This is a genomic window from Olivibacter domesticus (genome assembly GCF_900109575.1).
GTDB lineage: Bacteria > Bacteroidota > Bacteroidia > Sphingobacteriales > Sphingobacteriaceae > Olivibacter > Olivibacter domesticus.
Genome location: NZ_FOAF01000001.1, coordinates 1969588 through 1992218 on the forward strand (window position 1 = coordinate 1969588; position 22631 = coordinate 1992218).

Annotated in this window: 21 protein-coding genes and 2 tRNA genes; 16 read left to right on the forward strand and 7 right to left on the reverse strand. The window is 36.0% G+C overall.

Going from position 1 to position 22631, the window contains the following annotated elements:
• The gene (locus tag BMY50_RS08710) at positions 1–678 is read right to left on the reverse strand and encodes an ATP-binding cassette domain-containing protein (protein ID WP_093322261.1); all 678 of its coding nucleotides are present in this window, start codon (positions 676–678) and stop codon (positions 1–3) included.
• Between the two features lie 463 nt (positions 679–1141).
• On the opposite strand from BMY50_RS08710, the gene BMY50_RS08720 reads away from it, so the two are divergent.
• The 3 genes from BMY50_RS08720 to BMY50_RS08730 are packed head-to-tail and all read left to right on the forward strand — an operon-like array spanning position 1142 to position 4801.
• Positions 1142–2611 carry a sensor histidine kinase gene (locus BMY50_RS08720; RefSeq protein ID WP_202907771.1) on the forward strand — a complete coding sequence of 490 codons (1470 nt, stop codon included), beginning with the start codon at positions 1142–1144 and terminating at the stop codon, positions 2609–2611.
• Positions 2608–4107, forward strand: a complete 1500-nt coding sequence (locus BMY50_RS08725; RefSeq protein ID WP_093322270.1) for a TlpA family protein disulfide reductase — start codon at positions 2608–2610, stop codon at positions 4105–4107. The genes BMY50_RS08720 and BMY50_RS08725 overlap by 4 nt, the downstream gene beginning before the upstream one ends.
• A 1-nt stretch (position 4108) precedes the next feature.
• Entirely contained in the window at positions 4109–4801 is a 693-nt protein-coding gene (locus BMY50_RS08730; protein WP_093322274.1) for a LytR/AlgR family response regulator transcription factor, read from the forward strand.
• A 366-nt stretch (positions 4802–5167) separates the two neighbouring features.
• Here BMY50_RS08730 and BMY50_RS08735 read toward each other — a convergent pair whose 3' ends face one another.
• Positions 5168–7072, reverse strand: a complete 1905-nt coding sequence (locus BMY50_RS08735; RefSeq protein WP_093322278.1) for a glycoside hydrolase family 172 protein — start codon at positions 7070–7072, stop codon at positions 5168–5170.
• Positions 7073–7371: 299 nt separating this feature from the next.
• Here BMY50_RS08735 and BMY50_RS08740 point away from each other — a divergent pair, with 299 nt between their 5' ends.
• Positions 7372–7662 carry a hypothetical protein gene (locus BMY50_RS08740; RefSeq protein ID WP_093323714.1) on the forward strand — a complete coding sequence of 97 codons (291 nt, stop codon included), beginning with the start codon at positions 7372–7374 and terminating at the stop codon, positions 7660–7662.
• A gap of 107 nt (positions 7663–7769) precedes the next feature.
• On the opposite strand, the gene BMY50_RS08745 is transcribed toward BMY50_RS08740, so the two are convergent.
• On the reverse strand, positions 7770–8681 hold the full coding sequence (locus BMY50_RS08745; protein ID WP_093322283.1) for an EamA family transporter: 912 nt from the start codon (positions 8679–8681) through the stop codon (positions 7770–7772).
• A 363-nt stretch (positions 8682–9044) separates the two neighbouring features.
• Here BMY50_RS08745 and BMY50_RS08750 point away from each other — a divergent pair, with 363 nt between their 5' ends.
• Positions 9045–10028 carry an NAD-dependent epimerase/dehydratase family protein gene (locus BMY50_RS08750; protein ID WP_093322288.1) on the forward strand — a complete coding sequence of 328 codons (984 nt, stop codon included), beginning with the start codon at positions 9045–9047 and terminating at the stop codon, positions 10026–10028.
• 30 nt (positions 10029–10058) lie between these two features.
• Here the strand turns inward: BMY50_RS08750 and BMY50_RS08755 are convergent, their stop codons facing one another.
• Positions 10059–10964 carry a hypothetical protein gene (locus BMY50_RS08755; protein WP_093322292.1) on the reverse strand — a complete coding sequence of 302 codons (906 nt, stop codon included), beginning with the start codon at positions 10962–10964 and terminating at the stop codon, positions 10059–10061.
• A gap of 6 nt (positions 10965–10970) precedes the next feature.
• On the reverse strand, positions 10971–11549 hold the full coding sequence (locus tag BMY50_RS08760) for an O-methyltransferase (RefSeq protein WP_093323716.1): 579 nt from the start codon (positions 11547–11549) through the stop codon (positions 10971–10973).
• Between the two features lie 188 nt (positions 11550–11737).
• On the opposite strand from BMY50_RS08760, the gene BMY50_RS08765 reads away from it, so the two are divergent.
• From BMY50_RS08765 to BMY50_RS08780, 4 genes are all read left to right on the forward strand, one after another.
• On the forward strand, positions 11738–12856 hold the full coding sequence (locus tag BMY50_RS08765; RefSeq protein WP_093322296.1) for a Gfo/Idh/MocA family protein: 1119 nt from the start codon (positions 11738–11740) through the stop codon (positions 12854–12856).
• A gap of 147 nt (positions 12857–13003) precedes the next feature.
• Positions 13004–13270, forward strand: a complete 267-nt coding sequence (locus tag BMY50_RS08770) for a hypothetical protein (RefSeq protein WP_093322301.1) — start codon at positions 13004–13006, stop codon at positions 13268–13270.
• Positions 13271–13537: 267 nt separating this feature from the next.
• Complete coding sequence (locus BMY50_RS08775) at positions 13538–13759, forward strand: hypothetical protein (RefSeq protein ID WP_093322305.1); 222 nt, start codon at positions 13538–13540, stop codon at positions 13757–13759.
• 209 nt (positions 13760–13968) lie between these two features.
• Complete coding sequence (locus BMY50_RS08780) at positions 13969–14454, forward strand: CinA family protein (RefSeq protein WP_093322309.1); 486 nt, start codon at positions 13969–13971, stop codon at positions 14452–14454.
• Between the two features lie 39 nt (positions 14455–14493).
• Here BMY50_RS08780 and BMY50_RS08785 read toward each other — a convergent pair whose 3' ends face one another.
• Positions 14494–15744 (reverse strand): carboxypeptidase-like regulatory domain-containing protein, encoded by a 1251-nt coding sequence (locus tag BMY50_RS08785; RefSeq protein ID WP_139202238.1) that lies wholly within the window; start codon positions 15742–15744, stop codon positions 14494–14496.
• Positions 15734–16309, reverse strand: a complete 576-nt coding sequence (locus BMY50_RS08790) for an RNA polymerase sigma factor (protein WP_093322318.1) — start codon at positions 16307–16309, stop codon at positions 15734–15736. The genes BMY50_RS08785 and BMY50_RS08790 overlap by 11 nt, the downstream gene beginning before the upstream one ends.
• Positions 16310–16388: 79 nt before the next feature.
• Here BMY50_RS08790 and BMY50_RS08795 point away from each other — a divergent pair, with 79 nt between their 5' ends.
• The 7 genes from BMY50_RS08795 (at position 16389) to BMY50_RS08825 (ending at position 22616) form a co-directional block, all read left to right on the forward strand.
• Positions 16389–18272: a YfbK domain-containing protein gene (locus BMY50_RS08795; RefSeq protein ID WP_093322323.1), complete on the forward strand. Its 1884-nt coding sequence runs from the start codon at positions 16389–16391 to the stop codon at positions 18270–18272.
• Positions 18273–18644: 372 nt separating this feature from the next.
• Positions 18645–18715 (forward strand) — tRNA-Cys (locus tag BMY50_RS28130).
• A gap of 181 nt (positions 18716–18896) precedes the next feature.
• Positions 18897–18987 (forward strand) — tRNA-Ser (locus BMY50_RS08800).
• Between the two features lie 248 nt (positions 18988–19235).
• On the forward strand, positions 19236–19970 hold the full coding sequence (locus BMY50_RS08805; protein ID WP_093322327.1) for a class I SAM-dependent methyltransferase: 735 nt from the start codon (positions 19236–19238) through the stop codon (positions 19968–19970).
• A gap of 374 nt (positions 19971–20344) precedes the next feature.
• Positions 20345–20569, forward strand: a complete 225-nt coding sequence (locus BMY50_RS08815) for a hypothetical protein (RefSeq protein WP_139202239.1) — start codon at positions 20345–20347, stop codon at positions 20567–20569.
• A gap of 292 nt (positions 20570–20861) precedes the next feature.
• Positions 20862–21695 carry a DKNYY domain-containing protein gene (locus tag BMY50_RS08820; RefSeq protein WP_093322337.1) on the forward strand — a complete coding sequence of 278 codons (834 nt, stop codon included), beginning with the start codon at positions 20862–20864 and terminating at the stop codon, positions 21693–21695.
• 147 nt (positions 21696–21842) lie between these two features.
• Complete coding sequence (locus tag BMY50_RS08825) at positions 21843–22616, forward strand: helix-turn-helix domain-containing protein (protein ID WP_093322341.1); 774 nt, start codon at positions 21843–21845, stop codon at positions 22614–22616.
• The last annotated feature ends 15 nt before the right edge of the window (positions 22617–22631 follow it).

Genomic DNA, 22631 nt, shown 5'->3' on the forward strand with positions numbered 1-22631 from the left:
TCAATGTTCAAAAGTACCTGCAGGCACATACCCCAATGCTTCCAGTTCCTGATGGTTTGCTATATTCCGACTTACCCCGTTAGTAATAAGCATAATTTGTGTGCTTATTTGTATTATATTTCGGTAATCATGATCTGTTAAGATAATCCCTTTATCTTTTTTAGCGTCGCTTATTACTTCCTTGATCATTTCCTTGTAAATCGGTTCAATGCCCGAAAATGGCTCATCAAGCAACACAAATAGGGCATCAAGTTGAACAACAAGTAAGACCTCCAAATATCTCCGTTCACCCCCTGATAATGTGTTAACCTTTTGTTTAAGTTTGTTTTTGATTCTGCTATCTCCCTTCACGCTCGTTCTATTCGTTGCATTTTGTATCATCACATCTATTACCTGTTCTACTAGAGAATTTGAGGGTAAAAAGCCATGTTGAGGAAGATATCCAATAAGTTTAGATTGATAAGGCTTATTATAGACAGTGCCGTTGATACGAATACATTTATTTAGCGGTATCAATGTACCAAAAATGATCTTCATTAATGATGATTTACCACTACCATTACGCCCCAGTATGCCTATTATATCACCCGTTCTACAATTCATATAACAATCAGTAAGCAACTGGTTTATATTATCAAAAGATAATAGCACAGAATCTACTTGCAGTTCATTCATCATATTTAAAAAAAAATAGAATTCCCAATGTATAAAAATATCGCGATTAGTAGATTGGCCAAGGCTCCGAAGCCGAATAAATGCATCTTTGAGTATCCCAGGTTATAATAAAAATAATAGACTGGCTTTCTCATTAATTCAAAATAAAACAACGATAACGCATAGCCAAATGTTGTAAAATTAACAATGAATATGAGCAATAGGTCTTGAATAAGATAGATCCCCAGCAACGTAAAACATAAGGAAAACAAAAAATTCAGTGGAAAGATCTGCTTATAGAAAAAAAACAATGTTCGCATCAGTCGTAACGCTAATTTCATTGTTAAGATATACATTTTTTATTTTTTTCACTCCTTCTTTAATTAGATCTTGCGATAAATTGATCATTCACCCCATAAATAAATCGATTCATCCCATTTTATTGCGCTTACTACTACTAATGTTTAACATTGTGAAAATTTAAGTTATGAAGCTAAGACGAATAGAAGCGATTGTAGCGAGTGCTATTACACTTTTTGTTATCGTAATAATATACGGACAGCACACTAAAAATTGGGAAGAAAAATCATCCTATTTTTTGGCCAAACCTTTTATAGAAAAAGGATTAACCTTTAATTTTTATCAGCATCATCTCTTACCTCTAATACTATATGTTTGTTTATTTTACATGGCTTTTTTGATATTCAATAATTGGATTATCCCTAAATTTATTGAGACCAGAAGATTTGAAAAAGCGCTCGTCACATCTTTACTAATCATTTTCTTATTGTGGTTTGGTTTTGCATTTTGTGAATGGGCTAGACATCTGTATAAGCAACATGCTATTTGGTCCTATTTCGGTGAAGATAAAAGGGTCGCCACTCCGCTGTTCTTTTTAGTTTTATTTTTAACAATTTATACATTAATCAAGGCAGGAATAATCTATTTATTTAAACAAAAAGATAACCTTACCTCACGTATTGCACAGGAGAGCCTGATAGGCAGCTTGAGCATTGCTACCATCTTCTCTTTAATGATTGGTCTTAATGGTAAGATGGCATTCTTTTGGCTGATGATGTCCACATATTTGTTTATTATGTACTGTATTGAGGTATATAAGCTTCTTCCCTTCTGTACTAGATACAACTACAACTTAAAAAGGTATTTATATATTAGAATACCTTTATCGTTATTGGTTTATTTACCTTTCGGCACCATTTTAAGTACAACGTTACCCATGAATTTTCAGGCCTTTTTGGTCATCTGGGTTTGCACCAACGTAGTGTCAATACCTGTTATAAGATATATCTATCAACAGAAGCTAGGAAATATGGCTAAGCTTCTTAATCTTGAAACTGCCTTAGGTGAAAGCACTGCAAGTCTTAATTTTTTACGTTCACAAATCAATCCTCATTTCTTATTCAATATTCTAAATACGCTATACGGTACTGCTCTAATAGAAGAGGCAGAACGAACGGCCTCAGGCATTCAAAAATTGGGCGATATGATGCGTTTCATGTTACATGAAAACACGCAAGACAAAATTCTCTTGGTGCGTGAGGTAGAATACCTCTACAACTATATAGATCTTCAGAAACTACGGACGGATACTTCTAAAAACATTAGGGTTGATCAGAATATCCAAGAAGTAGACACGAACTATCATATCGCTCCAATGCTACTAATTCCCTTTATAGAAAATGCCTTTAAGCATGGTATAAGTCTAAATGAGCGTTCTTGGATTAAAGTCACTTTATATATAAACGACAATAAGCTTTTCTTTGATGTATACAACAGTATTCATCAAAAGCCAAGCTCCGACCTTGAAAAAAATCATAGCGGTATAGGCCTTCAAAATGTAAAACAACGGCTTTTACAAATATACCCTGGGCAACATGAACTAATAATTCGTCAAACAAATGAAGAATATTTCATTCATTTAACCTTAGCATTATGAAATTAACAAACGTCTTCTTAGCTATTTTTTTTGTCCTTTTTTCACTTGGATGTTCAGCTAAATTTCATTTGAGCGGAAAAATAAGACAAAATTCTTCAGTTATTCTGAAAGTCAATATACCGACCATTTATACACTTAACGAAGCAAATAATCTGATTATTACACTTAACGAAAAAGGTAAATTTAGTCTGGATCTACCTATAAATGAGCAAAAATTTGCATACTTCTTTATTGACAATAAATCGTATATACTACTATTACAGCCCGATAAGGATCTTTATTTAGAAATTGATGACACAAACCGTACAATTTTAACCTTTACAGGAAGCGCTGCTCCTGTAAATCAAGTATTATATACCATTGATATAAATAGGATTCCATTTTTCATGGAACGAGAAAATGAAACATATCGATATGCAAAAACTAAACCTGACGAGGTCCAAGATTTGGTTGTGTTACCTTGGCTAAAAGAAAGAGAGCAAAAACTAGATATCATTGAAAAAAGCAGTCTTACTACACCCGATAAAAATCTACTTAAATCTGAAGTCTATTATAATTCTATCAATTATCTAAGCGATTTTGTGAGGGCGATTGTCCGTTGGAAACAAAGCGAATGGAGAAATTTCATCATAAACTTATGCGATTCAACCTCTGCAAACCCAATTGTTGATAATCCAGGCATTCAATATTATATCTTCATTGATAAATACATTAGCTATATGGAAGCCAAAGCCTTTAATCTATATAGCCAAGACACTAGCATGAAGAAGTTAAGGTTTTTTAATTTGAGCATAGACAGTGGCCGTACATTGGCAAACGAGAAGGGTGAAATTTATCTCTCTTGGTTGGCTGTACATCAAAATTTCCTCAACGATATTGCCGAAAAATATCTGGCACAACAAATAACAGATCAATATCAATATAAAGAATTAAAGCCGTTTAAGAGCTTGATGAGCGAATTTAATATTTATTTCCCTAAAAGTTCTTATATAAAAGAATTACAACGCTATGATATGGACCTTCATACTAAATTGACACATAACCTAAATAATAAATCAATTGAAATAGTGGATAATTATGATACGGTAAAATCGATCTATAATGTTGTAAATAGTTTTAAGGGTAAAGTAGTATATCTTGATATTTGGGGTACTTGGTGCGGGCCCTGTAAAGACGAATTGAGGTATGTTCCTGCACTAAAAGAGAAATTTAAGAATGAAGAGTTAATTTTTCTATATTTAGATATGGATAAAGATGCTAAAGATAAAGAATGGCAAGATTTTATAAGAATAAACGAAATGACTGGTGTACATCTGCGAATGAATAATGAAAAAATTAAAGCAATATGGCAAGAGCTTCTACCGAATCAAAAAGAAATTCATGGGCAATATCCAAGTTATTTCATTTTTGATAAAGAAGGTGATTTAATCAAAGAAAAAGCCAAACGCCCAAGTGATGGAGAAAAATTATATAGCCAATTAAAACAATACTTATAAAATGATTCAAGCCATAGCTGTCGATGATGAGCCTATTGCGTTGGAGGTGATACAAAAACTTGCTGAAAAGGTTTCTTTTTTGCAAATAAAAGAGACCTTCACAAATGCCTTTCAGGCAATGGAATATTTACAGGTAGAGAAAATCGATTTGCTCTTCCTGGACATTAAGATGCCGGATATTTCAGGCATCGAATTCTTTAATAGCCTGCATATTAAACCACTGGTCATTTTCACAACGGCTTATGGAGAACATGCACTAACTGGTTTTGAGTTAGATGCAGTAGATTACCTTTTAAAACCTTTTTCTATTGCACGATTTATAAAGGCTTGCAATAAAACAAGGGAAATTTTGCAGATAAGAAAAGGCGGATTGGAAACACCAAACTTATTGATAATCAAAACGGGTTATGGACAAATTAAAGTTAATTGCATAGATATCTATTACCTGGAGGCAACGGGTAACTACGTGACTTTTATAAATAAAGATCAATCAATTATTAGTAGAATGACACTTACGGAATGCATTGATCTCTTACCCAAAGAACAATTTATCCGTATACATAGATCCTTTATTATAAATATAGATGCTATAGATAAGATGGAAAGACACCAAATTACGATTAATGGATATATACTACCCATTGCTGCCTCCTATAGAAAGTCTTTGATTGAATTGTTTGAAAGAAGCAAATAATTTATTTAAACCTGCGGATCCGACGTAAGGTCTCCTTTTCAACACCTAGATAATTGGAAAGTCAATATCTCCAATTTATCCATCAATCAACATTTAAGGCGTTTTTTTGGGCTCGGTTTAACTCTATTTAAAGGAAAAATATAATAAATATTGTTATATCTCAATAAAGGATTTAAAAGATTTCTAATCATTAAAAAAAGCAAAAGCCCTGCTTTTTGGGATTGCAGAGCCTTTACCAAAATCAACCTAAACCTATAATTTTAAACAGTTCTTTGTTTTTTTTGTTTTATCTATTTCTATTTTTATAGGAATCGAAAGACACGCCATCTTCTTTGAGAAATATTAATAAAGATGAGAAACGAATTGTTAGTCATTCCTAACTAAGATCAGCCGCTCGATTTTCAGCACATTTTTCACGGAACTATCTCCTACATGAAAAGTGATAGCGTCTTTAAAATCATCCAGATCGATATTACAGAGATAATGAAATGCCTCTTTTTTTGCTACGGAAGCATGGGCGGACAGCGTATCACTTACCTGTTTCTGCCTTTGCCATATCGTAAATTCAGCACCCTCGGGTATCCTTTCCAAGTCGGCAAACAATTTATATCTGCCTCTAGGTAAGGTACTCAAGTCCACTTTAAGTTGTCCACCATTTGTAAATTGCCATTCGTTCCCATTTATTTTTACCTGGCCGCCAATACTATAGCGCATCAATTGAGGGTAGACCATCATAGTATCTGGTAAATAAACGCTTGTTACTAAATTGGATGGCTCTTGTGTTTGCTTTGCGATAGCCGCATCAGCATAGTAGAGGGCAAGTGAGGTGTAATTTACCGGTTTGTTATTTCTTTCGGGCCCGTGTTCGATGGTATGTAAAATTTCTTTTGTAAAGGGCATCTTATCAGTCAAAAATAGACGATATCCGCCCGTTCTAGCATAAGGCAATGAATAATCAAGCGAACCATGTAAGGGCAAACTCATTTTCCGGTCCCAACGATCTAATAATGCATACCATCCCCCATTAAAGTAATCTTCAGAACCAGTGCCATGTAATCGCATTTCTCCATCTATTTCTGTAACATCATCCCCTTCAAAAAATAGCGTCATCCCTGGATCTAAGCCTTGCGCTTGTAGCAATGTACCCACATAATGTCCTTTGCCTTTACCTTCCAAAAACACATGGGGTTTACCTAATGCTGCGTGCTGATTATCATGCCAAAAGGCATAGAACTTCCCTTCTGTCCGCGGTTTACGCTTTTCATGATTTACATAAATTTCGGCCTTAACCCTAACAGGTTTGGTAGATAAATTGGATGTTCTGTAGCGCAAAGCTATTTCAGCTCGGCGATCAAAGGGCATTGGGAAATAGCAATAATTGACACCATTAGATGATCCTAACAACAAACTTTGCATAGAAGTTTTTCCGAAAGCATATCCAAAAAAGTCAGCCACCGGCGCGTTAATCGCAGGCATTGTTTCATTATCCCATGTGGCTAACAAATCTATTTGTTTATTTAATCCTTCGAAAGCGTCGGACGGACTCAATTCAAATCCAATAATCCTCCCCCCTTGTTGAAAATCAACAAGTTTAACCGTTTCACCAGGCGACAATAATGTGTCTATAGTAATATGTTTAATGCTTTGAGTTAGCTCAGTTTTCACTTGTTTCCACTTCGCCTCCACCTGCTTTAATGCATTTTTTGCCTGTTCATCAAACGGTAGCCGAAAGTTTTCAACCTGCATATTGTTCGGGTAGGTGTTGTATTGTATTTGGTAAAATTGTAATTTCTTACCTCTCAAAATGATTTTGCAGCCCTTGGCATATGGAATAGGAACATAAGAATAATAACCGCCTATTTCATTGCCGCATAAAGGGTTTACAAACGGATAAACTTTCCCGGAGAACAAATCTTGAAAGCTTATAGAAAAATTTGCTTTCTCTGAATTTCCGAAATAAAAATCGAGGGTATCATTTGTCGGTGTAGGTGTCCAAATCCGATTGATAACGCCATTACCTTTCGCTTCAAATAGAACCAATGTACTATCTACATTGCGTTTGATATAAGAATATTTGCCACTAAAACCATCATCGTTCCCGCCCGTTCTATCATAAGAAGAAAATTGCCCGACGGTGGCTTGGCTATAGCTTGGCAAATCTTTAATATCATGCAGCTTATCTAATTCCGTAACGATATTTATTTTTTTCTGCTGGGCGTATCCCAAAATTAGCAAAAGTTGCATGCCGATTAACAGTGTTGCTTTTTTCATAATTAGGCCTTTGTAGGAGTATTTAATCGATAAAGCAACTAATATAGTAAAGACAAGCGATTTAGAGAAATTATTTATTTAAGACATTAGTGGCTAATCTAAATTTGCATTTTGGTATTAAAAAAAACGGCTTATCAGCTCGATAATAGCTGAAAGTGGCCTCATAAACATTTGGCTAATAACATTTAATTATTTATAAATAATTGATTTTACCCAGTATTTTACAAAATATTGTAAAATTTATGTGCACCGGCTTTTCGTCATAAAGAATTAGTTTTACGACAGTAAAAATGACTAAAATGGAGAACTTCGTTGCCTTAAAAGATTTTCATAATCATTTGAAGAAATATTTCTTAAAACATCCAGAAAAGTTACCGCAGGGGATTAACACTGGTGGTTTAATCGTCAAACCGATACAAAGCGCATGGACAGATAACCGCCTTGAAAGCAATCATCAATATATAAGATACATAGATGTCATGTTCGCCGGGAACGAGAGTACGTTGGACAATTCTTTCCATAGCTTTATAATAACTTATTCGAAAGATGATAGTATTCTTGATGTCATGAAAATGGAATTCGTTAAATAATCTTCCAAACCTAATGTTGAAAAGCCCCAAATGGGGCTTTTCGTTTCTTTACCTGTTTACTATTTTCTTAATTACAAACACTAATAACTGGAGGTGAATTTTCACGCTTAAATTATTTTGTATTTAAGCGGATTATCAGCTTTCCAATTTGATAAGTTCATCCATATAATGGCTAGGAGCATCCATGCAACCCCAAACCACTGCAAGAAACTTATCTCTTCATGTAAGAAAAAATGGGCGCTAACAACAGCGACAGGTAATTCTGCCGTCATTAGGATGCTGCTTAAACCTATTCCAATTTTTGGAATCCCCTTGGCAAATAAAACAGGCGGTATAATTGTACCAAAAAGTGCAAGAAAGGCAGTCCATTTAATTAACCTCCCATCAAAATAATTTGCGTAAAGAAGATCTTCAAGATTAAAAAATAAAATCCCAAGTGCTGAACCTGTCATGATGACTGCACTTTTATAAATAGTAGGCAAGCCCTTTCCTACTCTACTATTGGCTACAATATAGCAGGCATACAGTAAGGATGATAACAAGGCCAAAACTATCCCTTTTAAGGAAAAAACCTGTGTGCTTTTGCCTAACGCTCCACCAGCCATTAAGGTTCCACAAAGTATTAAAACAGCAATTATTATATGGCCTTGTTTAGGTTTTACTTTAAAGCATAACCATTCAACTAATATTCCTAACCAAGTAAACTGCATCAATATTACGATGGCTAATGATGCATTAATATAATATACCGAGCGGTAATAAATATATGTTGTTAATCCGATTGCTACACCTGTAAGTAGAAGGGTATACAAATTTTTAAACGAAACAATAACCGATGGTTTATCTGTCCGCCCCTTTTGAAGATAATGCATAAACCACAAACATATCGCCCCAATGAAAGCTTGAAGGAACGCTATCTGCGAAGTGTGATACCCTTCCTGATAGGCCAATTTAACAAAAGTAGAAAGAACACCGAAGCAGCAAGCCCCAGCAAAAACGATAAAAAAATATTTGAACATAATGTCCTTGTTGCTAACATGAATAATTTGATTGATAAAATTTGATCACAAAGCAATTTTAGAAAAAGGGAATCCATAAGCCTATCTTGAAACAAGCCTTGAAAAAATGAATTGCTTTGTTAGTTAAGCAACTGGAGGGGGAAGAACATTAAAAGTTGTAAACTTGCTCATTGAAATAAAACGCTTAACTCAAATTAAAGTAAATTATCTTTTATATGCAAATTTGAATCCGCATACATCATAGACCTTCAGCCAAGTTATCTCGATTCTGTATAGCTAAGTGCTGGAAATACCTTATTATTGTAATCAAATTTTGTGTAAGCTTAGCATTTGGCAGCTTTTATTTACATATTAAAACGTAAAATGAAAATTTTAGTTACCGGAAGTAGCGGTCATTTAGGGGAAGCTTTAGTTAGGACGCTTAGAACAAGTAATCATGAGGTGGTTGGCATTGACGTGATTCCTTCTGCATTCACAGACAAAGTGGGGTCAATTGCTGACCGACAATTTGTTAAACAATGCATGAAGGGAATAAATGCAGTTATGCATACAGCCACTCTTCATAAGCCCCATGTTGCCACGCATAGCAACCAACAATTTATCGACACCAATATTAGCGGAACACTTAATTTACTGGAGGAGGACCTAGCTGCTGGAATAGATGCTTTTATTTTCACAAGTACTACTAGCACCTTTGGCGGCGCAATGGTACCAAGAAAAGGTCAACCCGCGGTATGGATAACGGAAGAGGTCGTTCCTATTCCAAAAAACATTTACGGTGTCACTAAAACTACAGCCGAGAACCTATGTGAACTATTCTCTAGGAATCACAGTCTTCCTAACATTGTATTAAGAACTTCGCGATTTTTTCCAGAAGATGATGATCAGGAACAAACAAGATTAGCTTATGAAAATGACAATACAAAGGTCAACGAATTGCTTTATAGACGCGTAGACCTAATGGACGTTGTAAGCGCTCATTTAAAAGCTTTAGAAAAGGCTTCGTCAATTGGCTTCGGAAAATATATTATAAGTGCCACTACGCCATTTACCTACGATGATTTATCCGAGCTGACATCTGATGCTCCCAAAGTCGTAAAAAGATTGTACCCCGATTACGCTGAATTATTCAAAGATAAGGAATGGAAGATGTTTCCCTCTATTGAGAGAGTATATGTAAATGAACGGGCGAGAAAGGAACTCGATTGGCAACCAAAGCATGATTTTCGTTATGCACTTGACTGTATAAAATCGGGCATAGATTATAGAAGTGCTTTATCAATTAAAACAGGATCGAAAGGCTACCATACAAAGAAGTTTGAAAAGGGCCCCTATCCTATTAAGTGATGTTATGACTTAAATAGTAACCTTAAGCCTTTATAACCAAGGGGTTTCATATATAGCTTTATAATTTGCTTCTTCTATAAACTCAATGCCCATACTCTTCAGAAAAATAGTTTTTCCAAGCGTTCTGTTATCGGGTTTATCTACATGTGTTGAAATATACCAACCTTTTTTTGCCTGCTTGTTAAATTGCTTGAAATAACGCGCACGCTCGATAAGCAGCCATCGTAAAAACACTTCATTTTCATTGAGTCCTAAGCCAATAATACATAGTGATTTCTTAAAAATGATATCAAGCCACGTTTGCTGTCCGTTCCAGTTTCCATTATTCTTTATGTTAAATAATCGCCCCTTACCTTTATGTAAATAAGCTCTCGCCTTTTCAACACTCCCCATATACTGAGAAAGACCAAGACGGATACTCCTTGGATATTGCGTAATGCCATTGATATACCATATACCAAAACCGCTCGTCGGACTTTCGAGCGCTTTATCCCCAAAATAAGCCTTCCAAGGATAATAGTCGGTAAAGCCTTCATCACTCTTTAAAAAACGTTGTTTTAGGTTTAACGATCGAGGAAGCAATAAATCAAAATTGGTCGTTAAGACAGGGATATCCAATTCCTCAAGCTTTTTTGCAAACCGACGATGATGATCGAGGTAGCTCCATTGATCAAGAAGTTTTGCCGCTTGTTTTTGAATAGAATAATCAGCAGCAGAATAATCTGACTTAGAAAGATCTAACAAATCGTAAAACTCTGTAACCGTCACTCCTTCGGGCATTTTACTATAAACACCCGGATTAAACGTTTTCCATAAATCAATTAATAGGTCATCCCATGAAAACCCACCCTTTTGCTCTAAATAACGATTTATACCATTTCCAACTATTATGGCTATATCGTCTTTGTTGCTTTCTATAAGTTGTTTTAGAGCCATTTTACTTTATTTCTTTACGGCAATGATAATCCCCGATGCCCACATCAGTTTTGTTATCGCTAAATTTTCTTTTTTTTCAAGATCTTTAATAAGGTTCAATGCTTTCTCCTGGTGTCCCTCTGGCCAATTAGCCTGCGGAAGCATATCATCAATGATATAAAATCCACCCGGATTCATCATATCCAATACTTCGTCCAAAAGCAAATATTTACCATGCCATGTATCAGCAAAAATATAGTCGAACCGCTGATTTCTATTTTCTTCAATCCACACAGCCCCATCGTTTAAAACAAGCTCTAGACGCTTGTCTCTACTCAGAAAATTCGAAGCGATATTTAAAAACGCACTATCATTATCAATTGAAACCAAAGAGGACGCTTGATCCATACCAGCCAAAATCCAAGTAGTAGACAACCCCGTCCCAGTTCCTAATTCAAGAAACTTTGCAGAAGTCTTGCTACTAGCAAGTGTTCTCAGTAAGGAACAGGTAAGGACTTCGGAGGCCATAGAAAATCCTGCCTTTTTAGTTGCTTCTAAAATAGCTGTATAAGCACTCGGAAAAGGTTGATTTATTTCTTGATTCATATATATTGAATTAAACATACGGAAAAATTAGCTGCATTGTCCGGCAAAGTGAAAATTACCAAATAAATCATCAAATAAATAATAAAAGTCCTTATTCTCAATATTTGTACAACGAAATTCACAAAAAACGTAAACATTACGCTTAAATTTTTGTTACTTAGTGACTACTAATTAATCTTAAACGAATTATGAAATCACGCCGAGACTTTATCCATAAGCTTGCTTTATCTGCAGCAGCGATACCTTTTTTTCCATCACAATTTCCATTGCACGATTTAAATCCTCTTAACAACAGCCAAGAAGGCACGGTCTTAAGGGTTGCTATCATGGGATTAGGGGGCTATGGAACACGTGTAGGTGAGGCTATACAAGAATGTCAGCGGGTTAAACTTGTTGGAGTTATTAGTGGCACCCCAGCTAAAATAAAAAATTGGCAGGCGAAGTATAATATACCGGAAAAAAATTGTTACAACTATGAAAATTTCGATAATATAAAAGATAATCCTGATATCGATGCAGTTTATGTAATTACCCCAAACGCCCTTCATCATGATCAGGTAATTAGGGTCGCTAAAGCTGGTAAACATGTTATATGCGAAAAACCGATGGCCCTAAATGCACAAGAGGGCAAAGAAATGGTAGATGCCTGCAAAAATGCCAATGTTAAATTATTGGTGGGATATCGTATGCATTTCGAGGCTAAAACATTAGAAGTGGTGAATATGCGTCAAAAGGGAGACTTTGGTAAAATTATGTTCTTTCAAGGTCTATCGGGATTTAAAATAGGTGATCCTAACCAGTGGCGATTAAATAAGGCCTTGGCTGGTGGAGGTGCAATGATGGATATAGGTATTTATGCCTTAAATGGCGCACGCTATATGGTTGGCGAAGAACCATCCTGGTTAACCGCCCAAGAAACGAAAACGGATATGGTAAAATTCAAAGACGGTGTGGATGAAACCATTCAGTTTCAGTTAGGTTTTCCAAGTGGCGCAGTAGCTTCCTGTTTATCAACTTATAATATGAATTACCTAGATCGCTTCTATTTAAATGGGGAGAAGGGCTTTGCTGAGTTACAGCCTTCAACTGGGTATGGTCCTATTGAAGGACGTACACACCTTGGAAAACTCACTCAACCACATACGACACATCAAGCTAAACAGATGGATGAAATGGCAGGAATTATTTTCGATGGTAAAAAACCAATTGTGCCCGTTGATGGCGAGGAAGGATTAAAGGACCTTAAAATTATTGATGCTATTTATCAAGCTTGCAAAACAGGAGAAAAATTGAAATTAAACAGCTAAATTTATTATTTTTTTGATCTAATAAATTGATGATAATGAAGTGTTTTCATTTTTTTATCTAATAATTAACCAACTTAAGAGCATTTTTCATCAAAGGGATGTTCTATATGTGCTACCAATTTCGTATTTTTAGCAGGTCAATTTAATATGAGAACACCCAACGAATCATTCGATAACGGTTTATTACATCAGGGGCAATTGCTTCGGATCACCTACAATAATATAGATCATCAATTCAGAATAGTTAAACCTTCACACATTAAAGTATCTACTAATGAAATAGAAATTCAGTTGGATGGTTTTAATAAAATACTTCAACGAGAAGGGAGAAATTGGGTTTTTGAAGATCCAGATGCAGATCAGGATTTTGCAAACGCCATTGGAAGGCTGATATGCTTGAGATATAGGCTTTAGATTTTTGTATTTATTCATATAAGTGCTATAGAGGTCAGTATAGAAATTTTTGAAATTTCACACTATTTCATATCTCTCCAAAGCACCGACCAAAAACACTTTAATTTAGTTAGAATAGCCCATCTATTCTATAAATGTATAACGGAAATACAAGTGTCTACTCATTTCTTCATAAAAAATGAGCATTTAATTGATTAAAATTAGCATTGCTTATCTATTTTTTATTTCTTAATTTCAATTGTTAAAACCAACCAACTTAAATACACTATGGAAATTAATCTAAACTATCTTAGCGATCTGCTAAAAATTGAACTTAAAACGGATAATATTGGAGAAATTCCATATTTAAAATTAGATGAAAAGTATGTTATTACTGAACATTTTTTAACAAAAGAACTTGAGCTAAATAACTTGGAAAACTACGAATGGCATTGCTTGTCTTTTGACGAAATAAGCAATATTCTAAATTTCCAACCATTAAATGGGTAGTATCTTTTGTGAGAATTAGTCCTTGTAATTAACTGAATAGCGCTCAACAGTTACACGTGTGCTGAGCTTAGACGGTCTGCCGCCATATTTCTAATCTTTTTATCCTAACGATTCGGTGTAATTCTTAAAATTATCTAAAATAGCTTGCCTAGGTCTTAGATAAACAAAACGACCCTTCCAGCGTTCTTACTAAAATACACTTTTAATTTATGACAAATCTGGATTCTGCTGCTATTGAGCAATGCGATAAATTATTATCAGACAAAAAGTTAACAATTGCTTTTGTAGAAAGTGCAACAGCGGGGAGTTTGTCGGCGGCATTCGCTAGACTTCCCCATGCCGGGTCTTTCCTAAAAGGCGGCATCGTTTGCTATGATGCGTGTGTTAAAAAAGATCTTTTAGGTATCTCAAAAGAGCTAATCGAACAATATACACCTGAATCCACAGAGGTCACCAGAGCATTGGCAGTAAAATTAAAAGAAATTATTTCCGCTGATGTCATCGTGTCAGTTACAGGGTTAACAACACCAGGAGGAAGCGAAAATGAACAAAAACCGGTTGGAACGATGTTTTTTTGTATTTTAATTAATGGCAAAGCAACTGATAATAAAGTAATCTTTACCGGTTCCCAGGATATGATAATAAGTAAAACAATTGAACAGATCAGTCTCTCGATTATTAAGGCACTAGCTTAATAGACTTAAACACCCCATATTGCCGGCCTCTGCAATCAACTAATGAAAGTTCACATCCAATTTGACTTCTTCATTAGATCCGCGTCCCTCGCCTATCCATCTTGATCCGGTATAAATTAGTTTAATCGCCTGCTGATTAGCGTCTTCATCTAAGCCCCGTATGACACGTATGTTTATAGGATTTCCCTCAGTATCTACTTGAAATATCACGGTCACTTTTCCGCTGTTACCATATATATTGTTGATATGCAAGTATTTTTTGTAAGCTTCCCAGCCAATAGCTGGCTTCAGCGTTTGCTTTGCTTTCGCATTGTAACCAACCACCATCACCTCATTAAGCGAAGTATTATTCGGTTCTAAGGCTATTAAGACACTGTCTCTCGCCCGCATATTAATTTGCTGACGCTCATATCCTGCCATGGAAACCGCCAGTTGTGTAGAATCGGAAGAATGTGGTAGGCTGAACCTTCCATTACTATCTGTAACCCCCATAGCTTTATCTGCTAATAAGACATTTACCCCCGGTAGAGGTTGATCCGTTTCCTTATCTTTTACCATCCCTTTTATAGCATTTGGCTTACGCAGGATTGCTGCTCTTTTGCTTATTGAATTTGCTTGTGCAGTGACGTTAGTATATAAAGACTCCGCCGATGGAACGGGAGAAAGTTTATGCTGTATTGTTCGTTGTTTTGCATCGGTACTTGCCATTAAACCAGGAGAATCAGCTTGTGCGGTTATCTCCACCTCTTGACGATCTATCGATTTAGACGGTGTATTTTCGCCTTTTATGGCGCTTCGAGATAACACTTTTGGTTTATTGGGTGGGGCAGTAACGGCTGGGGACTTTTTTGAGGGTAAGGCCGCAATAAGTTGCGAGCTATCCGATTGCTTAGGAGACACCTCGATTGATGCACGATTAGTATCTTCTCCTTTTGCTGGTGTATCCTGGAAAACAAGCGTCTCTTGGTCCAAAAGTCCGTCGTTTTTCGACGTGCGGAAGATCCACAAGCTAACTACCGCTACAAGGACAACTGACGCCGCTATTAGCCAAGCTCTCCAAGCTACAACTTTTCCTCTTTGCTTATTGGACACACGTTGCCTGATGAGTTGGTCAATAACGGATAGATTAGTCTCATGCATTTCTTCATTGCCGCTTTCCATTCCTATCATCATATCCATTAGCAAAGGATCTTCTTGGGCGCGTTTCTCAAGCATATGCATTTCATGAGCGGATAATTCCCCTTTCAAATACTTACGAATCAACAATATGTCAGGATGGCTATTCTTCACGATTTTTGTCCATACAAATTTTTAAATTCCTCTTACCATTTTGGATATAACTTTTAACTTCTTTCAACGTGTACCCTGTTAAATCAACTATCTCTTTATAACACTTCTCATTCAGGTAGAATAAATCTACACTCTTTCTTTGTTTTTCAGGAAGCTTTTCCATACACTTCTCAAGAACAATAAACGACCGTTCTTTATTGTCTCCAGACTCATGATGACCGTTTAATGGAAATTCCACAAATTCATCTAATGATATATATTGCATTTTTTTTGCTGAGCGCAATTGCATCAGGCAATGATTACGACTGAATACATATAACCAGCTACCAAATTTTTTAATTTCCTGCTTATTTACCTTTTGTATCAATTCCTCAAAAATTTGCATCACCGCATCTTTACTTTGTTCACTATCTTGTAAATATCGGTAGCAAACATAATAAACCATGGAGGCATGGGCCTGAAATAATTCTCCCAACACAGATAAATCTTCCGTTTGACGATAACGCTGTAAGAGCATTTCATCGTTTTCAGTATCTGATTGCTTATAATTATTAAACCCACTCATTTAGCTGATCAAAATAATTTTTTTTTCTTGATTATGGAAATATAAACAAAGATGCATCCTTCGCAAAAATTCAATAATTATGAAGACGTATTTTTCTCTAGTTATGCTACTGCTAATCCTGGTAGGATTCAGAGCTGATGATTATCACACTACAAGTGGCACTGTTTACGACACAGAAAACAATAGACCACTACAAGGAGTAACCATAAAAGTCGAAGGGACCCATATTACTACAACTAGCAATAATAAAGGTAAATACATGCTAAATGTTCCTAACGGCGCCACACACCTGTTATTCTCCATGATAGGTTTCGAGTCGAAACGCGTAAGAATAGAAAAAACAAGCTTACTGGACGTATGGCTTGATCCTTCCAACGCATCGCTAGAAGAAACTGTAATAGTTGATGCGTCAAAGGCTCGCCGATCTAACATGCGTACAGCAACCTTTATAAGTGCGCAAACCAAATCAATACCTCGTGGAGGACTTGTTATAAATAGGCATTATCCCACATATCCTAGTACAGAATCATACAAGAAAATTTCGGAAAATGGCTTTATAGATCCAAAACAAGAGCCTCTTTCTACGTTTGCGATAGACGTAGATGCTGCATCGTATAGCAATGTAAGAAGGTTTATAAACAATGGTCAACTGCCACCGAAAGATGCTGTAAGATTGGAAGAAATGATCAATTACTTCCAATACAATTTAGCAGCTCCTAACAATAATGATCCCGTAGCGATACACACCGAGCTGTCGTCTGCTCCATGGAACGTAAAGCATCATTTACTCCGCATCGGTCTAAAAGCAAAAACAATGAAAACGGATAAACTCCCCCCTTCTAATTTTGTGTTTCTGCTAGATGTATCAGGCTCAATGAGTGATTTTAACAGACTACCTTTGGTAAAAACTTCTATGAAGTTGCTGGTAGACCAGTTACGCGACAAAGATCATGTAGCAATTGTGACGTATGCAGGAAGTGCTGAAATTAAGTTAACAAGTACTGCTGGAAACAATAAAATAAAAATTAAAGATGCCATCGACGCATTGGAAGCAAATGGGTCCACTGCCGGAGGTGCAGGTATTAAATTAGCTTATCGATTAGCAAAGGAAAGTTTTATCAAGGAAGGAAACAATAGAATTATACTCGCATCAGATGGTGATTTCAACGTAGGCCCTTCTAGCGATGCAGACATGGAAGAATTGGTTGCCAATGAACGACAAAGTGGAATAAGTCTTTCAGTACTTGGTTTTGGAATGGGAAATTTAAAAGACAGCAAGATGGAAACACTTGCTAATAAAGGTCACGGTAATTATGCTTATATAGACAATTTAGCGGAAGCCAGAAAAGCGATGGTTACCGAATTTGGGAGTACCTTATTTACCGTGGCCAAAGATGTAAAAATGCAAGTTGAATTTAACCCTGCAAAAGTACAGGCCTATCGTTTATTAGGTTACGAGAACCGTTTATTAGAGAAAGAGGATTTCAACAATGATCAAAAAATGGGAGGAGACATGGGCGTTGGGCATACTGTTACCGCTTTGTATGAAATCATTCCTGCCGGCATTAAAGATGATTATGTAGGTAACGTTGATCCGCTTAAATACCAAAGTCCTAATAAAAGCACTGTGATCTCCAATTCTACTGAAATGGCCACCATTAAATTCAGGTACAAGAATCCCGAAAGTGAAAAAAGTAACCTAAAAAAGCTATCAATAGCTGCAAAGCCTGTTAGCTTCTCAGAAACAAGTGAGGACTTTAAGTTTACGAGTGCTGTTGCAGAGTTCGGCTTATTACTCCGCAATTCGGCTTATAAACAGCAAGCAGCATACGACGGACTCATCACGCGCGCCAAAAAAGCTAAAGGTATTGATGAGGAAGGTTATAGAGCAGAATTTATTAAATTGGCTGAAAACACGAAACTTCTTGCGAAAAGCAATGATATAACGCAAGGCAATAATTAACAATTTTCTTACCGCTTTATTGAAAAAATAAAGCGGTAAGATTTAATCACCTTGAAACAACAATATCTATTCCTTTAGATCTCACGGAATTATTGTTCCACCAGATCAATCAAATCTCAAGGATTTCTCCAACACAAGTTAAAATTAATACCATTAAATTTTAGCAACATATATCAAGCTAATAATGGTTCTATTCTAATCATAATCAGACATATAATTAATCGTTTATACAAAAAATCCCAATGAACTGAATTTAATAGGTCATTAAAAAACTCCTTTAACCGCTAAAAAACAAATATTTTCCCGTGAATTGTGCTAGAATTGTGCATTGGCTGCACAACTATAATTACTAAATTTGTATTGTAAATTAAAGGTCGGATGGCCGAGCGGTTAGGCTGAACTTCGCAAAAGATCATAGAGTGGTTCGAATCCACTTCCGACCTCCTTTTTAAATCAACATTATTAGAACCTACCAACGGCGCTAGTTTGTTTTTTTTTGCAAACTGATTATTAGATACTTGCAAACAATTCACCTCAAATAAGTAAAGATTTCATTTTAATTTTTGTCAATAACAATAAAGCTGCTATTTTTGCATTCCTTTTTAATCGAGTAAAAAAGATTTTGGAGAGTTGTCCGAGTGGTTTAAGGAGCACGCCTGGAAAGTGTGTATACCTCAAAAGGGTATCGAGAGTTCGAATCTCTCACTCTCCGCCAAAGAAATGATCCCGCCTTCAAGCGGGATTTTCTATTTATGGCGTTTGCCAAACCTATGGTTTGAAGCAAACGAGACATCAATAGAAAATGAACGAACAACGTGAGTGAGCATTTCTTTGAGCCACCCCACCAAGAGATCACCGAGCGAAGCGGAGGTAAAATAACTCCCGTAGATAACTAGAAGCTCTTTTGTTATTTATCGTGCGAAATCAATGTACTTTTGTTATATTCGATAATCTACAAGCATCATGAAAGAGAATAAATACGATGAACCAGCTTTTTTTGAACAGTACGGAAAAATGAACCGTTCAGTAAAAGGGTTGAGTGGTGCAGGTGAATGGTATCTTTTAAAAGAGATTTTGCCGGATCTTAAAGGAAAAGATGTGCTCGATTTGGGATGTGGGTTTGGATGGCATTGCAGGTATGCCACCGAAAAAGGGGCTGCTTCCGTAACAGGTATTGATATTTCTGAAAAAATGCTTAAAAAAGCAAAGGAGATCAATCATCTGCAAGGGATTAAATATGAAAGGACAGCACTTGAAGATGCTGTATTTCCAGCGAATCATTTTGATGTTGTATTCAGCTCTCTGACCCTCCATTATATAAAATCGTATGATGCGCTTATTCGCAGCGTTTACCAATGGCTTAGACCGGGGGGCTCATTTGTGTTTTCAGTTGAACATCCTGTTTTCACTGCTCAAGGCATGCAGGATTGGATCTATAACGAAACAGGAGATAAATTATACTGGCCGGTAGACAAATATTTTTCCGAAGGGCAAAGAGACACCTCCTTTTTGGGCGAGCATGTAATAAAATATCACAGAACAATTGCCACTTATCTGAACGAACTTTTGAAGGAGAATTTTAAGCTTACAGCCGTTGAAGAACCAATGCCAAGCGAAGAAATGCTGAAGCATATTCCTGAAATGAGGGAAGAATTACGCCGTCCGATGATGTTGCTGATCGCAGTAGATAAATTATAACGATCTTAGGAGACCCGTTTACTTCCTTAACGGTTCGGGAACTTCTCTCTTTCAAATAATTTTTGAAATGTATATTCTTTCTCGTTAACCTTAAGTCTGAATATTCTTTCTTTCCTAAATCTTCGATAGAAATAATCAAAATTTCTCGAATCTGGTTCTATACCCTCAAATTTACGCACAAAAGACCTTAGGTTGGTTTCAAACAATATTGCTTCACCCCCTAAAATAACAATATATAACGCTTTGAGCCCTTGCAACATAAATACAAAAATACGTAGTATTTATACGACAATATCTATATTATGTTGTCATCACTATTTGATATACAACATTGTATTTATATATTTGCAAAATATAAATATCCAGATTTTCCCATGCCTATTTTTAGACTAGCCTCCAAATTAGGACTTCCAGTGAATACAGACAATATTGGAGAGTTACCTATAATTATCATTAATGCACATATATTCATATCACAGAGTGAGACAGAGGGCTTGTTTGATATTAATAACACCTGCATGATGGAATGGTATTCTGTAACAGAGGAAATTGCTACCCTACTCTACCATTTCAATCAAAATCAAATACCTACACCATAGCCGTTGGGAAATGTCAGCAATTCCTGACACATGACGGGAAGTAAAAATACTGCTTCAAAAATCACAATTGTTGGTGTAAGTGTCCTCTATATGCGAAACAATACTTACGCATATTTCACTATTTGTGAAAATGGCACATTCAGCTCCCTCAGAAAGATAAATCCGGACTATTCTGAGTATAAACGTCTACAAAGAAACTACAAGAAAAATTTATATGAATTTAATTTGGTTACTTAGCCTAGGTTCTCAATTTTAATAGTAGTATTACCGATCACTAACAGTCAAAACTTAAATGAAATCTTATCAAGTTATTGAAATAAATCCACCCTACGTGATAATAGAAAAAGACGGCGCTATTTACAGCATTCCTATCGAGGCAGATATTGAAAGCTGGCAACCGCTATCGCAAAATTATTCCAAAGATAAAAAACACATTTATTTCTGTGCTTCAAAAGTATTCAATAAACATTTACGCTTTTTAGACTTGGAAACTTTAGAGGTTATTTTTGAACACCCATCTATTACGTTAACTTATTTCAGCGACGCTCACGGGGTATATATAGACAGTTTTATGGGTAGCTTCACTTCGTTAGAAGGTGCCAATCCCGTTACGTTCAAAATCACAGATAAAGACAAAGGCTTTTCCTCAGATCAATTTGCAGATTATTACTTTCATGAACGCCTGCCATATCGTATAGCGTACGCAAAATTTTTAAATGAGCACTACGCTATTGCCAATGAAAAAGTGTACGCTGGCTATATCAAGGAAATTGAAAACGTTGATCTTAGCACATTTGAGGTAATAATTCCAAATTTAATAGAGAATGTGGCTAAAGATAAAAACCATATCTATTTTAGAGATAAGGTGGTTGAACAAGCCAATCCAAAGACTTTCAGATTTGTTGACGCCTGTATTGCGGCCGACAGGCCTTACTATTTAGACTGTTCCATTGATTTTTATGCAAAAGATGATACCCACGCCTATTTTGTTAGAACAATAGCGCGGGATTTTAAAGTAATCAAGACCAAAAATTTGAGTAATTTCGATTTTAAAGTGATTAATGAACGTGGATATGCATATGATCAACTCAATATTTATTCACAAGGAAAAAAGGTGAAGAGATAAAGGTCCGCAATCAACATCTTTTGGGTACAGGTTTAACGTTGCCGGATCTCCAAAAAAAATCAGAAAAATTTTCGGGTTTTATTTTAATTATGATAAATTTATGATAGAAATTGCCTGCTGAAAGAATCAAATAGATAGCTACTTTTTATGAACATGGAAGTATATGCCCCTTCGGCTTCGCTTAGTCCTTACATAAAGACTTATCTTTTTCTTGACGCTCAAAATGAATTGCTTAATCGGATCTTACCTGACACCTCACTTGTGATGGCCTTTAGATATAAGGGGCATGTGAGCTACCAAACGGCACATGGCCAAATCGCCTTACCATCCTCTGCTATTTCCGGCTTAAGAAAATCTTTCCGATTAATTAATTACGCTCCTGACACCAGCAACCTATTGGTAATATTTAAGGAGGCTAGTGCTAAAATGTTTATCCGAGAGCCACTTCACGAGCTGTTTGACGACAGTATATCCCTCACCGACCTTACAGGCTATCAAAATCTAACAGCTTTCGAAGAGCAGTTAACTTTCGCAGATACTAACCGGCAAAGAATAAATTTGCTTGAAAAGTTTCTACTATCCAAGCTGATTTTTAGCAAACCTTACGAACTTATTTTTACGGCATTGCAAAGAATTCATACTGCAAAAGGCGTATTACGCATTAAAGAATTAGCGGCTAGCCTTTTTATAAGTCAAGATGCCTTTGAAAAACGCTTTAGACGCATGGTCGGCACCTCTCCTAAACAATACTGCTATATTGTACGTATGAAAGCCAGTGTTGATGATGGTTTGAAAAGAAGTTTATTAAGCGAATCGGCATTTAATGCGGGTTACTTCGATCAAGCTCATTTCAACAAAGACTTTAAACTTTTTACCGGACAAACACCTACTGACTTTCTAAGCTCCCCAGTTTTTTGGTAGTTGATATATTTGCTA